General features: G+C 62.7%; 14 protein-coding genes. 6 read left to right on the top strand and 8 right to left on the bottom strand.

Annotated elements, in window-relative coordinates:
- Positions 1-41: 41 nt before the first annotated feature.
- Positions 42-314 carry a hypothetical protein gene (locus NYR58_RS03270; RefSeq protein ID WP_261519038.1) on the bottom strand — a complete coding sequence of 91 codons (273 nt, stop codon included), beginning with the start codon at positions 312-314 and terminating at the stop codon, positions 42-44.
- Positions 315-592: 278 nt separating this feature from the next.
- On the opposite strand from NYR58_RS03270, the gene NYR58_RS03265 reads away from it, so the two are divergent.
- A complete protein-coding gene (locus NYR58_RS03265; protein ID WP_261519037.1) occupies positions 593-1,309 on the top strand; it encodes a hypothetical protein in 717 nt (238 codons plus the stop codon).
- Positions 1,310-1,506: 197 nt separating this feature from the next.
- On the opposite strand, the gene NYR58_RS03260 is transcribed toward NYR58_RS03265, so the two are convergent.
- From NYR58_RS03260 to NYR58_RS03235, 6 genes are all read right to left on the bottom strand, one after another.
- Positions 1,507-3,396, bottom strand: coding sequence for a glycosyltransferase family 2 protein (locus NYR58_RS03260; protein ID WP_261519036.1), 1,890 nt, complete (start codon positions 3,394-3,396; stop codon positions 1,507-1,509).
- Between the two features lie 33 nt (positions 3,397-3,429).
- The gene (gene rfbD, locus NYR58_RS03255; RefSeq protein WP_261519035.1) at positions 3,430-4,314 is read right to left on the bottom strand and encodes a dTDP-4-dehydrorhamnose reductase; all 885 of its coding nucleotides are present in this window, start codon (positions 4,312-4,314) and stop codon (positions 3,430-3,432) included.
- The gene (gene rfbB / locus NYR58_RS03250; RefSeq protein WP_261519034.1) at positions 4,311-5,381 is read right to left on the bottom strand and encodes a dTDP-glucose 4,6-dehydratase; all 1,071 of its coding nucleotides are present in this window, start codon (positions 5,379-5,381) and stop codon (positions 4,311-4,313) included. The genes rfbD and rfbB overlap by 4 nt, the downstream gene beginning before the upstream one ends.
- Positions 5,382-5,418: 37 nt before the next feature.
- Positions 5,419-5,979, bottom strand: a complete 561-nt coding sequence (gene rfbC, locus NYR58_RS03245) for a dTDP-4-dehydrorhamnose 3,5-epimerase (protein WP_261519033.1) — start codon at positions 5,977-5,979, stop codon at positions 5,419-5,421.
- Positions 5,972-6,853: a glucose-1-phosphate thymidylyltransferase RfbA gene (gene rfbA / locus NYR58_RS03240; protein ID WP_261519032.1), complete on the bottom strand. Its 882-nt coding sequence runs from the start codon at positions 6,851-6,853 to the stop codon at positions 5,972-5,974. Before rfbA ends, rfbC begins: the two co-directional genes overlap by 8 nt.
- A 156-nt stretch (positions 6,854-7,009) precedes the next feature.
- Positions 7,010-8,002 (bottom strand): glycosyltransferase family 2 protein, encoded by a 993-nt coding sequence (locus tag NYR58_RS03235; protein ID WP_261519031.1) that lies wholly within the window; start codon positions 8,000-8,002, stop codon positions 7,010-7,012.
- Positions 8,003-8,415: 413 nt separating this feature from the next.
- Here NYR58_RS03235 and NYR58_RS03230 point away from each other — a divergent pair, with 413 nt between their 5' ends.
- Positions 8,416-9,354 (top strand): carbon-nitrogen hydrolase family protein, encoded by a 939-nt coding sequence (locus tag NYR58_RS03230; protein ID WP_261519030.1) that lies wholly within the window; start codon positions 8,416-8,418, stop codon positions 9,352-9,354.
- Positions 9,355-9,386: 32 nt separating this feature from the next.
- Here the strand turns inward: NYR58_RS03230 and NYR58_RS03225 are convergent, their stop codons facing one another.
- Positions 9,387-10,277 (bottom strand): LysR substrate-binding domain-containing protein, encoded by an 891-nt coding sequence (locus tag NYR58_RS03225; RefSeq protein WP_261519029.1) that lies wholly within the window; start codon positions 10,275-10,277, stop codon positions 9,387-9,389.
- Between the two features lie 119 nt (positions 10,278-10,396).
- Here NYR58_RS03225 and NYR58_RS03220 point away from each other — a divergent pair, with 119 nt between their 5' ends.
- The 4 genes from NYR58_RS03220 (at position 10,397) to NYR58_RS03205 (ending at position 16,009) form a co-directional block, all read left to right on the top strand.
- A complete protein-coding gene (locus NYR58_RS03220; RefSeq protein WP_261519028.1) occupies positions 10,397-11,596 on the top strand; it encodes a 2-aminoethylphosphonate--pyruvate transaminase in 1,200 nt (399 codons plus the stop codon).
- Positions 11,597-11,627: 31 nt separating this feature from the next.
- Complete coding sequence (gene phnA, locus NYR58_RS03215; RefSeq protein WP_261519027.1) at positions 11,628-12,887, top strand: phosphonoacetate hydrolase; 1,260 nt, start codon at positions 11,628-11,630, stop codon at positions 12,885-12,887.
- A 42-nt stretch (positions 12,888-12,929) separates the two neighbouring features.
- Positions 12,930-14,381 (top strand): phosphonoacetaldehyde dehydrogenase, encoded by a 1,452-nt coding sequence (gene phnY, locus NYR58_RS03210; protein WP_261519026.1) that lies wholly within the window; start codon positions 12,930-12,932, stop codon positions 14,379-14,381.
- A gap of 458 nt (positions 14,382-14,839) precedes the next feature.
- Positions 14,840-16,009, top strand: coding sequence for an extracellular solute-binding protein (locus tag NYR58_RS03205; RefSeq protein ID WP_261519025.1), 1,170 nt, complete (start codon positions 14,840-14,842; stop codon positions 16,007-16,009).
- The last annotated feature ends 43 nt before the right edge of the window (positions 16,010-16,052 follow it).

The following is a 16,052-nucleotide window of genomic DNA, read 5'->3' as shown; positions in this document are numbered from 1 at the left end:
CCGGCGGACGACACTGGGCACGCCCTGCGACCCGGCGCCGGTCATGGGCCACCCGCCTCCCTGGACTCCACGATCCTCATCGCGCGCCTATAGACCTCCGAATCGATCGTATTGTGCGCCCTGATGGTCTCTAGCTGGCGATCCGTAAGCTCGAGATCATCAATGACGGCGCGGTTGTGCCTTTTGTCGGGCAACGCAATACCAAATGCGGCCAGAGGCCGTTGCAACTGCTCGAACCGCTCCGTGACGCCCAATATATCGACGGACTCAAGCACCGCTTCCGCCTCCGCGATAATGGCTTCGCGATTCTCCAACGGCCGCTTCATCAAGAGATTGTAGGGATGCCGCTGACTGATTACAGAAGCTGTCGGGATACACACCGAGGGATTCTACCATCGTTTCTGCGGATGTCCCATCATCTTGCGCGATCTGGTTTACCGACTCCAGTTCGCGGTCTATGAGGTTGAGCGATGCCTAAAGAAGCCGGAACAGCTGACCATATCGACGATGTTTTGACCGACATGTGCCGGAAAAGATCCGGAACCCAACTGCCGCTCCTGAAACGTCTCCAGTTCATGAATGAGATCATCTGATGAAGCCACTGATCTTCTTCGTTCACGTTCCCAAAACCGCCGGCTCAACCGTCAATGATTATCTGAAAGAATTTCTGCCGAACGGTTGCGATCACTGTGAGGCAATCATGGGAGATGAGGAGACCTTCAGACGCGCGGCCAACGATATGGATTGGCTTTCTGGCCACGTTGATATCGCGACCGCAAAGGCGCAACTCAGCAAGTTGACGGATCGCCCTTTGCGGTTCTTTACCTGCATGCGGCAGCCCGACCAACAGGTGATGTCGCACTACAACTGGCTCATCGAGATTTTTCACAAGGGGTCAATTTTCTACGATAATCACCCTCAGGTTATCAAGGAAATCTCGGAAACGATCCGTGCAAACTCAAACAGCGTGGATCAGATAATTGATAATTTGTCTCGTTTCTCAGGTCTATTCCGCAACTACCAATCGCGGTGGATATTGGGCCGCGATTTCAACTGGAACTCTGGCAATATACACCAACGTCTTGATATATATGAAAAAATTGTTGATAACTCCAAGATCAATGACCTTCTATCCCGAATGCTCGGCAAGCAGGTCGAGGTCACGGAGCGCAGCAATGTCAGCCCCTATCATTTCGATATTGAACACTTCCAGTCACCCGAAATGAAGCGATTTTTACGCAGGTGGAACACTCTTGATGACGCGCTCTATTGGCTGATCTCACGGGACGATTCACATCAAGATCAATGACGACACGGACAAGAATTTCGCTGTCTAGACAGCCGTGCTTTACACAATCTACGAATCTCTGATCTAATCCACAATCTTGAACAGATACGATATTGCTGCGTAATTATATTATATAATTAAATTTCTCAACTTCATACATTCGGATTTCTGATCATAAATAAAAATAAAATATTTCACTTTTCTCATATAAGAATTTATTATCTATTTATTATCGAAAAATCTTCTTTATCGATAGTGAGATTTATTGAATAATATGGATCTGGAAATAGTTTCCACTTTCTCTTCATGTATTCAGCTTCTCGATTAAAACGCTCAATCTTCTCCGGATTATTCTCAGGTCCACGAGACACACTCTCCAGATGATAGAGCTCTGCATAGGGCGTCCATACGTTAACATACCCAGCATCACGTACTTTAAGGCAGAGGTCAACGTCGTTGAACGCGATGGCAAGGTTCTTCTCGTCAAGCCCCCCAACACGTTCATAGACTTCCCTGCGGACCACGAGGCAAGCGCCAGTCACGGCGGATAGGTTCTGAACCAGTTTGAGCCTGCTGAAATATCCCGCATGCATGCGTGAGAAATACTTGTGAGAATGACCAGCCACTCCTCCAATCCCCAGAATGACACCGCCATGCTGGATGCGCCCGTCCGCATAGTAGAGCTTGGCTCCGACACAGCCGACGTCCGGCTGGGCGGCCCAGGAGACCATTTCCGCAAGCCAGTCCGGCGCGATCACTTCTATGTCGTTGTTGACGAGGCCGACGATCGAGCCGTTCGCCTTGCCGACTGCGAAGTTGTTGATGGCCGAATAGTTGAAGGCCCCATCATATCGCAGAATGCGGGCTTTCCCGGCCCGTTCGATCTCGTCCAAATAGGCCCGTGTCTCGCTTTCCTGAGACTCGTTGTCCACCACGATGATCTCATAGTTCGGGTAGGTCGTCTTCTGGCGGATCGATTCGATGCAATTGCGCAGAAGCTCTGTCCTGTCGCGTGTGGGGATGATGAGGCTGACCAACGGCGGAGGTTCGGGCAGGGAATGGCGCAGGCGATAGAAGGGAGTGCCCGGCGCCTGTTCTGCCGTCGCCGCAAGTCCCGTGCGGCGCACATGCTCCTGCAACGCGCGCAGGCCCGCGCTGTAGGCATAGCCCTTCTCGTCCGCATTCAGAGCGGTCGAGCCCTTGCCGGCGCGCCAGTGATAGAGCACCTTGGGAATATGGCGTATCGCGGAGGGGTCGATGCGCTCGAAGATCCGCAGATTGAGATCGTAGTCCTGGCTGCCCTCGAAGCCCGGACGCCAGCCGCCGACCTCCCGGATGTTGGCGGCGCGGTGAACGGTCAGATGGTTCAGATAGTTCTGCGAGCGGAACAGCTCGCGCGAGAAATCGGGCTTGAAATAGGGGTCGTAGCGCTGTCCCCGCGCGTCGATCTTGTCCTCGTCGGTATAGATGATCTGGGCTTGCGGATGACGGGCGATCTCCAGGGCCACCTCCGCCAATGCGTGAGGCCGCAACACGTCGTCATGATCGAGCATCGCCACCCATTCGCCGCCCGCCAGCGCGAATGCGGAGTTGGACGCCCGCGAGATGTGACCGTTCCGTCGGCGATAGGCCACCTTTATGCGCGGGTCGAGAGCGGCATAGCTGTCCAGCACCTTTCTGACGTGGGGCGCGCGGGAACAATCGTCGGCAATGCACAGTTCCCATTTCTCGTAGATCTGTGCCCGCACGCTTTCGATCGCCTCGCGCAGATGAGATTCCGGGGTATCGTGCACCGGCATGACGACGGAAATGAGCGGCGGAGCCTCAATCTCGGCGAGCTGACGCCGGATGGCATCAAGGGCCTGCTCCGTCAGCGTGTCATGGAGCGCAATCCATTCCTGATAGCTCACGCTGCCCTGGCCGCCGCGCCTTTCGTATTGCCGCAGCGCCGCCACCAGTCCGCGCGGCCCGCTCTGCCACAACATCTGCGCGGCGCGCCGCAGCGCGTGTGCGAGCCGCCGCGGACTGCGCAGGTGAACGATCACCAGTCGCCCAACAAGCATGCCGTAGCGTGCGTAACGGACACAACGGGCCATCAAGTCGCGCATCAGGCCGACCCGCCAGTTTCCCGTGCCCGCATGTCAGACCACCTCGGCGAGGAGTCTCTTTACCACCGCTTCGAGACTGGTTTGCCATTCCGGCGCTAAATACCCGAAATCCGCGCGGAAGCGGCGGCAGTCAAGGCGCGAATTCCGCGGCCGCGCCGCCCTTGTGGGGTATTCTGCGGTGGTAATGGCCTCCACCTCGGCGTGCGGCCCGCCGGCCGCCCGGCTTACGGCCAAAGCGTGTCTGGCTAGGCCGCACCAGCTCGTCTCCCCGGAACCGGCGAAATGATAGACGCCGCGAGGGCGCCTTTCGGCACGGCGCCGCCAGGTCTCGACGATGGCGAGAACCGCCTCGGCAATGTCGTGCGCCGCGCTGGGGTTGCCGTGCTGGTCATCGACCACCCTGAGATGATCGCGCGTTTGGGCCAGCGCCAGCATGGTCTTCACGAAGTTCTTTCCGAAGGGGCTGTAGACCCAGGCGGTGCGCAGGATGACATGGTCCGGGTTGGCGGCGGCCACAGCCTCCTCGCCAGCCAGCTTCGATGCACCGTAGACGCTTCTGGGCGCCGGCGCATCCTCCTCCGAATAGGGGTGTTCCTTCGTGCCGTCGAACACGTAATCGGTGGAAAGATGGATCACCGGCACGCCGAGCCTGGCGGCTGCCTCGGCCACGGCACCGGCGCCTGTCGCATTCACGGCGAAGGCGCGTTCCGGCTCGTCCTCCGCCTGGTCGACGGCCGTGTAGGCGGCGGCGGAGACCACGATGTCCGGGCGCGCATCGGCCAGGGCAGGCGCAATCGTCTCCGGCCGCGCCAGATCGAGCGCCGGGCGGCCCAGCGCAACGACCTCGGCACGCCCCTTCGCCCGTTCCATAAGGCTGCGGACGACCTGCCCTTCCCGGCCCGTCACGACAAGTCTCATGCGGCCCCCTTGCGGGCGGAGCCGAGGCGCTCGCCGGCATAGCGCTGGCGCCGGATCGGCCCCCACCACCACTCGTTCTCGAGATACCAGTCGACCGTGCGCGCCAGGCCCGTCTCGAAGGTCTCCTGCGCGCGCCAGCCGAGCTCACGCTCGATCTTCGACGGGTCTATGGCATAGCGCCGGTCGTGGCCCGGCCGGTCGGCAACGAAGGTGATGAGCTCGCGATAGCTCCTGCCGCCGCCGCGCGGCCGCTTCCGGTCGAGAACATCGCAGATGCTTTCCACGACCGAAAGGTTCGTACGTTCGGCGCGCCCGCCGATGTTGTAGCTCTCGCCCACCCTGCCCCGGGTGACCACCATCTCCAGCGCGCGGGCATGGTCCTCCACATAGAGCCAGTCGCGCACATTCGCGCCCGTGCCATAGATGGGCAGCGGGCGCTCCTCCAGCGCGTTGAGGATGACGAGCGGGATGAGCTTTTCCGGAAAATGATAGGGCCCGTAATTGTTGGAGCAGTTGGAAAGCACGACCGGCAGGCCATAGGTCTCGTGCCAGGCGCGCACGAAATGGTCGGAAGCCGCCTTCGATGCCGAGTAGGGCGAGGATGGCGCATAGGCGCTCTCCTCGGTGAAGATGCCGCTGTCGAAGGGAAGATCGCCGAACACCTCGTCGGTGGAGACGTGATGGAAGCGGAAACGCTCCTGCTCGGCCTTAGGGAGGCCACGCCAATATTCCAGCACGGCGTTGAGCAGGCGGAAGGTTCCGACGACATTGGTCTCCACAAAGGCGGCGGGCCCGTCGATCGAGCGGTCCACATGGCTTTCCGCCGCCAGATGCATCACCTTGTCGATGTGCTCGGCACGCAGGATCTCCAGAATGGCGCGGTCGTCGCAGATGTCCACCTGCCGGAAGGCGTAGTTCGGGCGGTCCGCCACGCTCTGCAGGGAGGCCGTGTTGCCCGCATAGGTGAGCTTGTCGACATTGACGACACGCTCCACCCCCTTTTCCACCAGATGGCGGCAGACCGCCGATCCGATAAAGCCCGCGCCCCCGGTTACAAGTATGCGCATTCTGTCCCTCTCCGCTGGGTAGAAACGACGAGAATCTTCACTCGAAGTCGAAAACCTCCGCATCGGCGAGGAGCGGCGCTGCCCGGTCCTTGTCCGACAGGCGCAGCTGATCCGGTGCGAAAGGCCACGAAATGCCGATCTCGGGGTCGTCGAAACGGATGGAGCGGTCATGCTCCGGGGAGTAGTAATCCGTCACCTTGTAGACGACCTCCGTATTGGGCTCCAGCGTCACGAAACCGTGCGCATAGCCCGCCGGAACGAGTATCTGGTTCCATTTTTCCGCCGACACCTCCAGCGCCACCCATTGGGCGAAGGTGGGCGAGCCCCTGCGGATGTCGACGGCCACGTCGAGAATCCGCCCCGCCACCACGCGCACCAGCTTGTCCTGCGCACGGGGAGGAAGCTGATAGTGCAGACCGCGCAGCACCCCCACCGCCGCCGACAGGGAATGGTTGTCCTGCACGAAGGCAAGCTCGATGCCGTGCCGGGCCAGCGCCTGGGCATTGTAGGTCTCGGAGAAGAAGCCGCGTTCGTCGCCGAACTTCTTCGGAACGATCTCGAACACGCCGGGAAGGCCGAGCGGGCGCATCTCAACCATGCGTCAGCTCCCCGATTCGGCGGCGCAGATAGGCCGCATATCCCGTTTTGCCCAGGCTGTCGGCACGCGCCAGCACCGCCTCGGCCGTCAGGTAACCAAGCTCGAAGGCGATTTCCTCGGGGCACATGACCTTCATGCCCTGGCGGTGCTCGATCGTGCGCACGAAGGAGGATGCCTCGTGCAGGCTGTCGTGCGTGCCCGTGTCGAGCCAGGCATAGCCGCGCCCGAGCTGACACACCTGCAGATCGCCCCGCTCCAGATAGACGCTGTTCACATCGGTAATCTCCAGCTCGCCCCTGGCGGAGGGCTTGATGGAGGCGGCGATGTCGACCACGTCGTTGTCGTAGAAATACCAGCCCGTCACGGCCCAGTTCGATTTCGGATTGGCCGGTTTCTCCTCGATGCGGCTGGCCCGTCCCGTTGCGGGGTCGAAGCTCACCACACCGTAGCGTTGGGGATCGTCGACATGATAGGCGAAGACCGTGGCACCCTTTTCCTGCGAGGCTGCATTGCGGGCGAGTTTCGACAGCCCCGCGCCAAAGAAGATGTTGTCGCCGAGAATGAGGCTTGCCGGGCTGCTGCCGATAAACCGGCGACCGATGATGAAGGCTTCGGCGAGGCCGTTGGGGTGCGGCTGCTCGGCATAGGAAAGCGAAATGCCGAAGGCGCTGCCGTCACCCAGAAGATTCTGGAACTGCGGCAGGTCCCGCGGCGTGGAGATGACGAGGATATCCCTGATGCCCGCCAGCATGAGCGCGCCAAGCGGATAGTAGATCATCGGCTTGTCGTAGATCGGCAGAATCTGCTTGGAGACCGAGATGGTCAAAGGATAGAGGCGGGTTCCGCTGCCACCGGCCAGGATGATGCCCTTCATGCTTCGCCTTTCCAAAGCCCGTCCCCCCCGCACGGCTCGAAATACCACGCACGCGGAAATAGACAACCGCGGGGGCTGTGTTTTCTTCACCTCTATGCCCGGAATTTCCTCATCTGGACCGTCCTGCTTTCCAATGCGGGGCCTGTGCGGCTGCCTTCACAGTTTTCTCAGGATGCACGCCGCCAGGAGGCCGATCTGGCCGAGCACGGTCTGCCGGTACACGCCGGAGCGCCGCAGCGCGCCGAGGCGCCCGACAAGCCTGCCCGTTCTTGCCTCGGCGAACAGTGCTGCTGTTTTCCTGGCAGAGGGAGAGAGCATGTCGCCGCAGGCCTCCAACGCGGCAAGGTTGCGGGTGTTCCAGTCCATGAAGCGACCGCGCATCAGATGGCTGATGCGGGACATCCGCGCCCGCCAGGAGCTGTTCTCGCCGATCTGGTTGCCGTCATGCTGGCGATAGCCGATCTTCGGCTGCGGCGAATAGTGGACAACCCCTCCCACGCCGCTGACCATGATATAGCACCACCAGTCGTGGCTGACGAAGGACGTGCGCCGCGAAGCCTCGCGCACCACCTGCCAGGCGGCCCGGTTCATCACCATCGTGTTGGCGCCGGCAATGCTCTGCACGATGGCGTTGCGGAAATCCGGCGGGCGGGGGAACAGCGGCGAAAGGCCCGTCGTCTCGCCCCTGCTCGTGATGATGCGCGTGCGCGAGCAGTAGAGAGCCGGTGCTTCCTGCCGGCACAGCCAGGACAGCGCCTCTTCCAGCTTGTCCTCGTCCCATTCGTCGTCCTGATCGCAGAAGGCCACGTAATCGGCCTCTATCTGCGGGTTTGTCATCAAGGAGCGGAAGTTCTCCGCATATCCGCAGCCAGGCCCATCGAGAATATGAAATTCGCCCCTTTGCCACAGACCGGCGGTCTTTTCGAGAACGGCGCGTGAGCCGTCCGTAGAGCCGTCGTCGGATGCCCATATGTCGATGGTCCCGGCGGTCTGGCGTGCCAGCGTGCCGATCTGCCTTTCCAGAAACCGCGCCCCGTTATAGGTGGCCAGCAGGACGGCGATGCGCTTGTCGGCAAACGCGCGGCGGGGCGCCCTGCTCCCGAAAGCCTCGCATTCACCTTGTCTTGCCCTGTCTTGGCGCTTCGCCATACCGGAATCGTCCCATTGGCCCGCGGGCCCTCGCTCGTGGTGCGATCCCAACAGATGGTACCCATCTTTTGGGAAAAATCGCCCCACCAGATCAACAGTTTGTGGGCTGACTTGTCGAAACGGATGGGTACCATCTGTTTCGGTCAGACCACTAGCATGCCATCAGTGCAAAGCAAGCGAATGGCGGGGTGGAATCGTGCAAAGACGGCCAAAAGAAGGCGGCATGCACATGATCGGCGTTTCCACCGGCACCGGCACCGGCATCCGCGACAAGAACTCCGCGCGCCGATCATCCCGAAAAAGATCATCGCGAAAAAAAGACTGGCCGCGAAGCAGGATCTGTCCACATTAGCAAGATGTCCCGCACAGGCGCGGGGGGCCGGCACCGGTGCCGGAAGGGAGGAGAACCTGTCATGTCGACGAAGATTGCCGTGATTCAAAAGCCGCCGGTCCTGCTCGACCGGGGCAAGACGATCGAAGCCGTGCTGGCATCGGTTGAAGAAGCGGTGCGCGCGGGAGCAAGCCTGCTCATATTCCCGGAAGCCTATATTCCCGGTTATCCAACCTGGATCTGGCGCTTGAGGCCCGGGGGCGACATGGCGCTTTCAAGCGAAATTCACGCCAGGCTGCGCCAGAATGCGGTCGATCTTGGCGGGAACGACCTCGAGCCCATCCAGGAGGCGGCCGCCAGGCACGGTGCGACCATCGTGATCGGGCTTCATGAGATCGACAGCCAATTCTCCGGCACCACGCTGTTCAACACCGTCGTGGTCATCGGCCCCGAGGGAACCCTGCTCAACCGCCACCGCAAGCTCATGCCGACCAACCCGGAACGCATGGTCTGGGGCATGGGCGATGCAACCGGCCTCAAGGTGGTCGAGACGCCGGCCGGGCGGCTTGGCTGTCTGATCTGCTGGGAAAGCTACATGCCGCTGGCGCGCTATGCGCTCTATGCCCAGGGCATGGAGATTTTCGTCAATCCGACATGGGACAATGGGGAAACCTGCCTTGCCACTTTGCGGCACATCGCCAAGGAGGGTGGCACGTGGGTGATCGGCACCGCCACGGCCCTGCAGGGCAGCGACATTCCAGGCGACTTTCCGGAGCGTGACCGGCTCTTCAAGGCGGAAGAGTGGCTCAACGACGGCGATGCGGTGGTGGTGACGCCGACAGGCAGCATCGCCGCCGGGCCGCTCCATCGCGAAAAGGGAATTCTCTACGCCGAGCTCGACGTCGAACTGGCGCGGCGCGCACGGCGCTCGCTCGATGTCTGCGGCCACTATGCCCGGCCCGACATCTTTTCGCTGAGCGTGAACAGAAAGCCGCTGGAGCCTGTCTCCTTTTCCGGGTGAAAAAGCCGGATCCTCGACGATCTGCAAGCACCTCAGCCCGCCGCCAGGTCGCCTGCCGGCTGCGATGCCGTATCGGCGACCGAGAAGAAGGCGCTGATGAGCCTCGACTGGGCCCGCTCGCGCAGGCAGATCAGGGCTTCGTCCATGCGCATGTCGCAGTCGGCGATGGGGATGGCCACCAGGCGGGGATCCTGGCCGAATTCGGCGGCCGAGACGACGCCGACCCCGATTCCGGTGGCGACGATCTCTCGGACCGCTTCCCGTCCCTCCGCTTCGATTGCGATCTGCGGCTTGAGGCCGCGGGCGGCGGCTTCGGCCTCGAATTTGTAGCGTGTCTTCGACCCCTTTTCGCGCAGCACCAGCGGCTGCGTGCAAAGCTCGGCAAGCGTCACGGTGCTGCGGGCGGCAAGCGCATCGTCGCGCGAGACGAAAGCGACGATCGGCTCCGAACTGAGCAGAAGCGTCTTGAAGTCCTGGCTGTCGGGCATCTCGCCCAGCACACCGACATCGGCCTGAAAGTCGTAGAGGCGGTTCATCACCTGTTCGGTGTTGCCCACATGCACGGTGATGCCCACGCCGGGAAATGCAGCGCGAAAGCGGGCGAGCGCGTGCAGCACGTGGAAGGCGGAATCGGCGACCACGCGCAATGTGCTGCCGCGCAGCGTCTGGGACTGCGAGAGGATTTCGAAGGCCTGCCCTTCTGTTGCGAAGAGGCGCCTCGTGACCTCCAGCAATTGCCGGCCGATCTCGGTCAGCGTGACCTGCCGGCGCTGGCGGTTGAAGAGGATGACGTCGTAATCCTCCTCGAGCCGCCGAACCTGGTCGGAGATCGCCGGCTGCGACAGGCCCAGCGCCCCGGCCGCCTTTGAGAAGCCTCCGCACACCGCGACATGATGAAAGGCTCGAAGCTGGACGTAGCGCAAGGCGGAACCCTCCGCAGGAACTATCACCTTGCCCTATTCTATTATCTGAAATATCGATTTTTCAAATGAAATCAGGCGCCGTAGAGTCGACCGGAAAACACTGCGAGCGGGAGCGGCGCATGGCAAACGGATCCTCGTGTGCGGACATTGTCGATCCGCCGGGCAGCGAACCCTATCTGCTCACCCCCGGGCCGCTGACGACCTCGCCGAGGGTCAAGGCCGCCATGTTGCGCGACTGGGGCTCCTGGGATGGGGATTTCCGGGCCATGACCGCAACGCTGCGCCGCCAGCTGCTCGAGCTCGTCTGTTCTTCCGGCACTGTCGAGGAGTTCGATTGCGTGCCGATGCAGGGCAGCGGCACCTTCGTCGTCGAGGCGATGCTGGGAAGTTTCATCCCCCGCGATGGGCGGTCCCTGGTTCTTGCCAATGGAGCCTATGGCCAGCGCATCGCGCGAACGCTGGACTATCTTGGCCGCTCCTACCGGCTGATCGACAAGGGCGACTATCTGCCGCCGCGGGCTGAGGAGGTGGCGCGCGCCCTCGACGAGGACCCGGACATCGGGCATGTGATCGTCGTCCATTGCGAGACGAGCTCCGGCATCCTCAACCCTGTCGAGGAAATCGCCGCGGTGGTTCACGCCCGAGGGCGCAAGCTGCTGATCGATTCCATGAGCGCGCTTGGCGCCATCCCGCTGGATGCGGCCAAGGTGCCCTTCGAGGCGGTCGTCTCCTCGGCCAACAAGTGCATCGAGGGCGTGCCGGGCTTTGGCTTTGTCATCGCCCGCAAGGAGGCGCTGCGCGCCGCCCGGGGGCGCAGCCATTCCCTGAGCCTCGATCTCCATGCGCAGTGGGCCTACATGGAGGAGACGGGCCAGTGGCGCTTCACCCCGCCCACCCATGTGGTGGCGGCCTTCCTCGAGGCGCTCGGCCAGCACCGCGCCGAGGGCGGCGTGAGCGGCCGTCTTGCCCGCTACGTCGAAAACCGCGACACGCTGGTCGAAGGCATGCGCGCGCTCGGCTTCGAGACGCTTCTTGCCGATCGCTGGCTGTCGCCGATCATCGTCACATTCTTCAATCCCGCCGATCCCCGCTTCGCCTTCCAACACTTTTACGATCTGATGAAGGGGAAAGGTTTCATCATCTATCCCGGCAAGCTGACCGTGGTCGATTCCTTCCGCATCGGCTGCATCGGTCGCCTTGATGCTTCGGTCATGCGCCGGGTCGTCAAGGCAGTCGGGGAGAGCCTCGAGGAGATGGGCGTTGCGAGCGCGGCACCCCCCGCCTCGGCGCTGGAGGAAAAGGCCCGGCTGGCTGCCTGAGTGGTCCGGCCAACCACGGAGAAAGGACCCCATGACCTCAGGAAACGCTCCCCGAGCGATCATCGTCAACGACAGGGAATATCCCTGGCCTGTGCGCCCTGCCGTCGTCTTCTGCCTCGACGGCTGCGAACCTGCCTATCTCGAGACCGCCATGGCTGCGGACCTGATGCCGACGCTTCAGGGGGTGATGCGCAAGGGCACCACGCGCACCGCCCACAGCGCCATTCCGAGCTTCACCAATCCGAACAACCTGTCCATCGCCACCGGGCGGCCGCCCGCCATCCACGGGATCTGCGGCAACTATCTCTATGAGCCCGAGCGCGACGCGGAGGTCATGATGAACGATCCGCGTTTCCTTCGCGCGCCCACCATATTCGCCGGCTTCCACGCCGCCGGCGCCCGTGTTGCCGTGGTCACCGCCAAGGACAAGTTGCGCGCCCTTCTCGGCCACGGGCTGACCTTCGGCGAGGGCCGCGCCATGTGCTTCTCGTCGGAGAAGGCCGACACCACGACGGCAGCCGAACACGGCATCGACAACGCCGCCTACTGGCTCGGCCGGCGGGTGCCTGATGTGTATTCGGCGGCCCTCAGCGAGTTCGTCTTCGCGGCCGGATTGAAGCTTCTGCGCGATTTCCGGCCGGACGTGATGTATCTGACCACGACAGACTACATCCAGCACAAGTTCGCCCCCGGCGAGCCAGAGGCGAACGCCTTCTACGCGATGTTCGACCGCTATCTGGCCGAGTTCGATGCTGCCGGCGCTGTCGTCGTCATCACCGCCGACCATGGCATGAAGCCCAAGCACCGGCCGGACGGAAGCCCGGATGTCATCTATGTGCAGGAACTGCTCGACCGCTGGCTTGGTCCGGGCGCGGCGCGCGTGATCCTGCCGATCACCGACCCGTATGTGGTCCATCATGGCGCGCTCGGGTCCTTTGCCACCGCCTATCTGCCGAAGAACGCGGATATCGGCGCGATCATGGCCCGTCTCAGCGCGATCGACGGCATGGAGCTGGTGCTCGGGCGCGACGAGGCCTGCCGGCGCTTCGAGCTGCCCGCCGACCGCATCGGCGACATCGTGCTCCTGTCGGATGAGAACAAGGTGATCGGCACCAGCGCCGACCGTCATGATCTGTCGGCCCTGAAGGAGCCCCTGCGCTCCCATGGCGGGCTCGGCGAGCAGGAGGTTCCGTTCATCGTCAACAGGTCGATGGAGGATCTTCCCCAAGCGCCGCAGCTGCGCAACTTCGATGCCTTTCACGTTGCGACGAGGGCTGCCGCCGCACACTGAGCGCACAGCCGGTCAACGACATCGAGCAGGGACGATGAAGAGATGGACGTTTCGGTGAAGACAGCCTTTCGCGAAGAGAAGATGCGGATCGCCGGGCGCGCGGTCGGCACCGACGAGACGATCGAGGTCGTCAATCCCTATAGCGGCGAGGTGATCGGGAGCGTGCCCGCCGCCCGGCCCGAGCATGTGCGCGATGCGTTCTGGAGGGCCCGCGCCTTTCGGGCAAGGCTCACGCGCCATGAGCGCCAGCGGATCCTGACGGGTGTTGCCGAGCAGCTTGCCGCCCGCCGCGACGAGATCGCCCGGCTGATTACCGCCGAATCCGGCCTTTGCCTAAAGGATTCGCTCTATGAGGTGGGGCGCGCCTGCGATGTCTTCTCGCTGGCCGGACAGCTTGTCATCCAGGACGACGGCGAGATCTTTTCCTGCGACATCACTCCGCAGGGCAAGCCACGGCGCATCTACACGATGCGCACGCCGCTTCTGGGCGTCATTTCGGCGATCACGCCGTTCAACCACCCGCTCAACATGGTGGCCCACAAGATCGCGCCCGCGGTGGCCACCAACAACCGTGTGGTGCTCAAACCCACCGAGCTTACGCCGCTGACGGCCCTTCTTCTGGCGGACATTCTCTATGAGGCGGGCCTGCCCCCCGAGATGCTGTCGGTGGTCACCGGCAATCCCGCCACCATGGGCGATGCCATGATCACCGATCCGGATGCCGATCTTGTCACCTTCACCGGCTCGGTGAGGGTCGGCAAGCACATCGCGGCAACCGCCGGCTACAAGCGCCTGGTGCTTGAACTTGGCGGCAACGATCCTCTGATCGTGCTGGCCGATGCCGATCTCGACCGGGCCGCCGATCTGGCGGTGAGCGGCGCCACCAGAAACTCCGGGCAGCGCTGCACGGCGGTCAAGCGCATCCTCGCCGTCGAGCCCATCGCCGATGCCCTGTCGGAGAAGATCCTGGCCCGCGCCCGGGCGTTGCGCTGCGGCGATCCCATGGATCCCGAAACCGATGTCGGCACGGTCATCAACGCGCGTTCGGCCCGCCTGTTCGAGGCGCGGGTCAACGACGCGGTGGAGAAGGGCGCCGTTCTGCTCCATGGCAACACCCGCCAGGGCGCCCTCTATCCGCCGACCGTGGTCGACCGCGTTCCCCATGACTGCGAGCTGGTGCGCGAGGAGACGTTCGGTCCCGTCATTCCGATCATCCGCTGCCCGAACGACATCGACACGGTCATTCAGATATCCAACGCGACGGCCTACGGGCTGTCGGCGGGCCTGTGCACCGACAGGCTCGACTGGATAACCCGTTTCGTCGAGGGGCTGGAGGTCGGCACGGTCAATGTCTGGGAGGTGCCGGGCTACCGGATCGAGATGTCCCCCTTCGGCGGCATCAAGGATTCGGGGCTGGGCTACAAGGAAGGCGTGAAGGAGGCGATGAAGGGATATACCAATGTCAGGACCTACTCGCTGCCGTGGCCGGCATAGCCGCCCGCCACGGCAGCGTGACGCATGACAGGCGGCCGGAGAACGACCGGGAAGGATGAATTTACAAATGAGAGCGCCAGGCACAGAATTCGCGGCGATGCCCTCCGGCGCTCGTCATTCCGGCGGGGATTCTTGCGGGATCGGGCGCAGGCTTCAAAAAAATGTAACACAAATGGTCAAATTGAGGCACGCCGAGAGTTGGGCATCATCGTTCCCGCAGCCTGGAAAACCAGCGGTCCCGAACGAAGACCGGCGATGCGCCGAAAGCGGGTCTTCCCGGGACGTGTGGTTGAGTGAGAAAAGGGGAACAGCGCGGAAGGAGGCGAAGGCACGGAACTCGATGAACTGATTTGACGATATCCGATGGACGAGACTGGATCGGGAAGATTGGAGATATCGATGGCGGCCTGAAGGGCGTGCCGTCTTCTTCTGCGGTCCGCAAACCGGGAGTGGAAATCATGAAGAAGCCTGCAAAGAACTATGCCGTGCAGACGGCGGGTGCGGCCCGCGCCTTCAACCGGCGCACGCTGCTCAAGAGCGCCGGCGCGGCGGGTGCGCTGACGCTGGGGGCGCCGTTCATCGGCGGTCCGGCCTTCGGCCAGAGCTCCGGCGAGCTGAACCTGTTCACCTGGTCGGACTATGTCTATCCGGAGATGATCGAAAGCTTCGAGGCGAAGACCGGGATCAAGCTCAACCTGTCGACCTACGGCTCCAACGACGAGGTTCTGAACCGTCTGCGCGCCTCGGGCGGCGAAGGGTTCGACATCGTGATGCCCTCGATCACCTATGTTCCGGTATGGCTCGAGCAGGAGCTGCTGCAGCCCATGGATGAAAGCCGCATCAATGTGGCGGGCGTCATCCCCTCGATGTGGGCGAGCTCCGGCGAGCTGGGTGGCGTGCGCAACGGCGAGCGTTTTGCCTCTCCCTTCAATTGGGGCACCGAGGGTCTGTGCATCGACACCTCGGTGATCGAGGCCGTGCACGGCAAGCTTGGCTATGGCGACGTGTGGGCGGAGGACGACCGCGCCACGGTGCGGGCCCACTCCTCGCTGCTCGGGATCGGCCTCTATCTCGACTCGATCGGCGAGATCGATTCCGACAAGATGCGCGTCACCTACACCGACGAGACGGCGATGCGCGAGATCTACGAGCGCTGCCTGCAATTCGCGCTCGAGCGCAAGAACGCGATCGTGCAGTTCTGGTCGAACGCCCAGGAGACGGAGGCGGCGTTCATGCTGAACAATGCCGTCATCGGCCAGACCTGGGACGGCCCGGCCATGCGCATGCGCACCGAAAGCGGCGGGCGCATCACCTATCTGGCGCCGAAGGAAGGCGCGCTCACCTGGATGGACAGCATGGCCATCCCGAAGGGCGCGCGCAACATCGACCAGGCCTATGAGTTCCTGAACTGGTACTACACGCCCGAGAACGCGGCCATTCATGTGCGCCTGTCGGGCTACAATTCGTGCACCGAGGGTGCGGCACCGCTTGCGGGCGAGGACTATGCGGCCAACTTCGCCGCTGCCTATCCGGGCAACGCCATCGAGGAGCTGTGGTGGTATCCGCCGGAGCCGGCCTGGTTCGTGGCCGCGCGCAACGAATTCCGCGACCGCCTCTTGGCGGGATAAGCCTGGCTGCTAAATTGGCTCCCGGGGCACCTGCGCCGGGAGC

The sequence above is a fragment of the Chelativorans intermedius genome, from assembly GCF_025398255.1.
Taxonomy (GTDB): Bacteria; Pseudomonadota; Alphaproteobacteria; order Rhizobiales; family Rhizobiaceae; genus Chelativorans; species Chelativorans intermedius.
The sequence above is the reverse complement of the archived record's forward strand: the minus strand, read 5'-3'. Positions and strand labels throughout refer to the sequence as shown.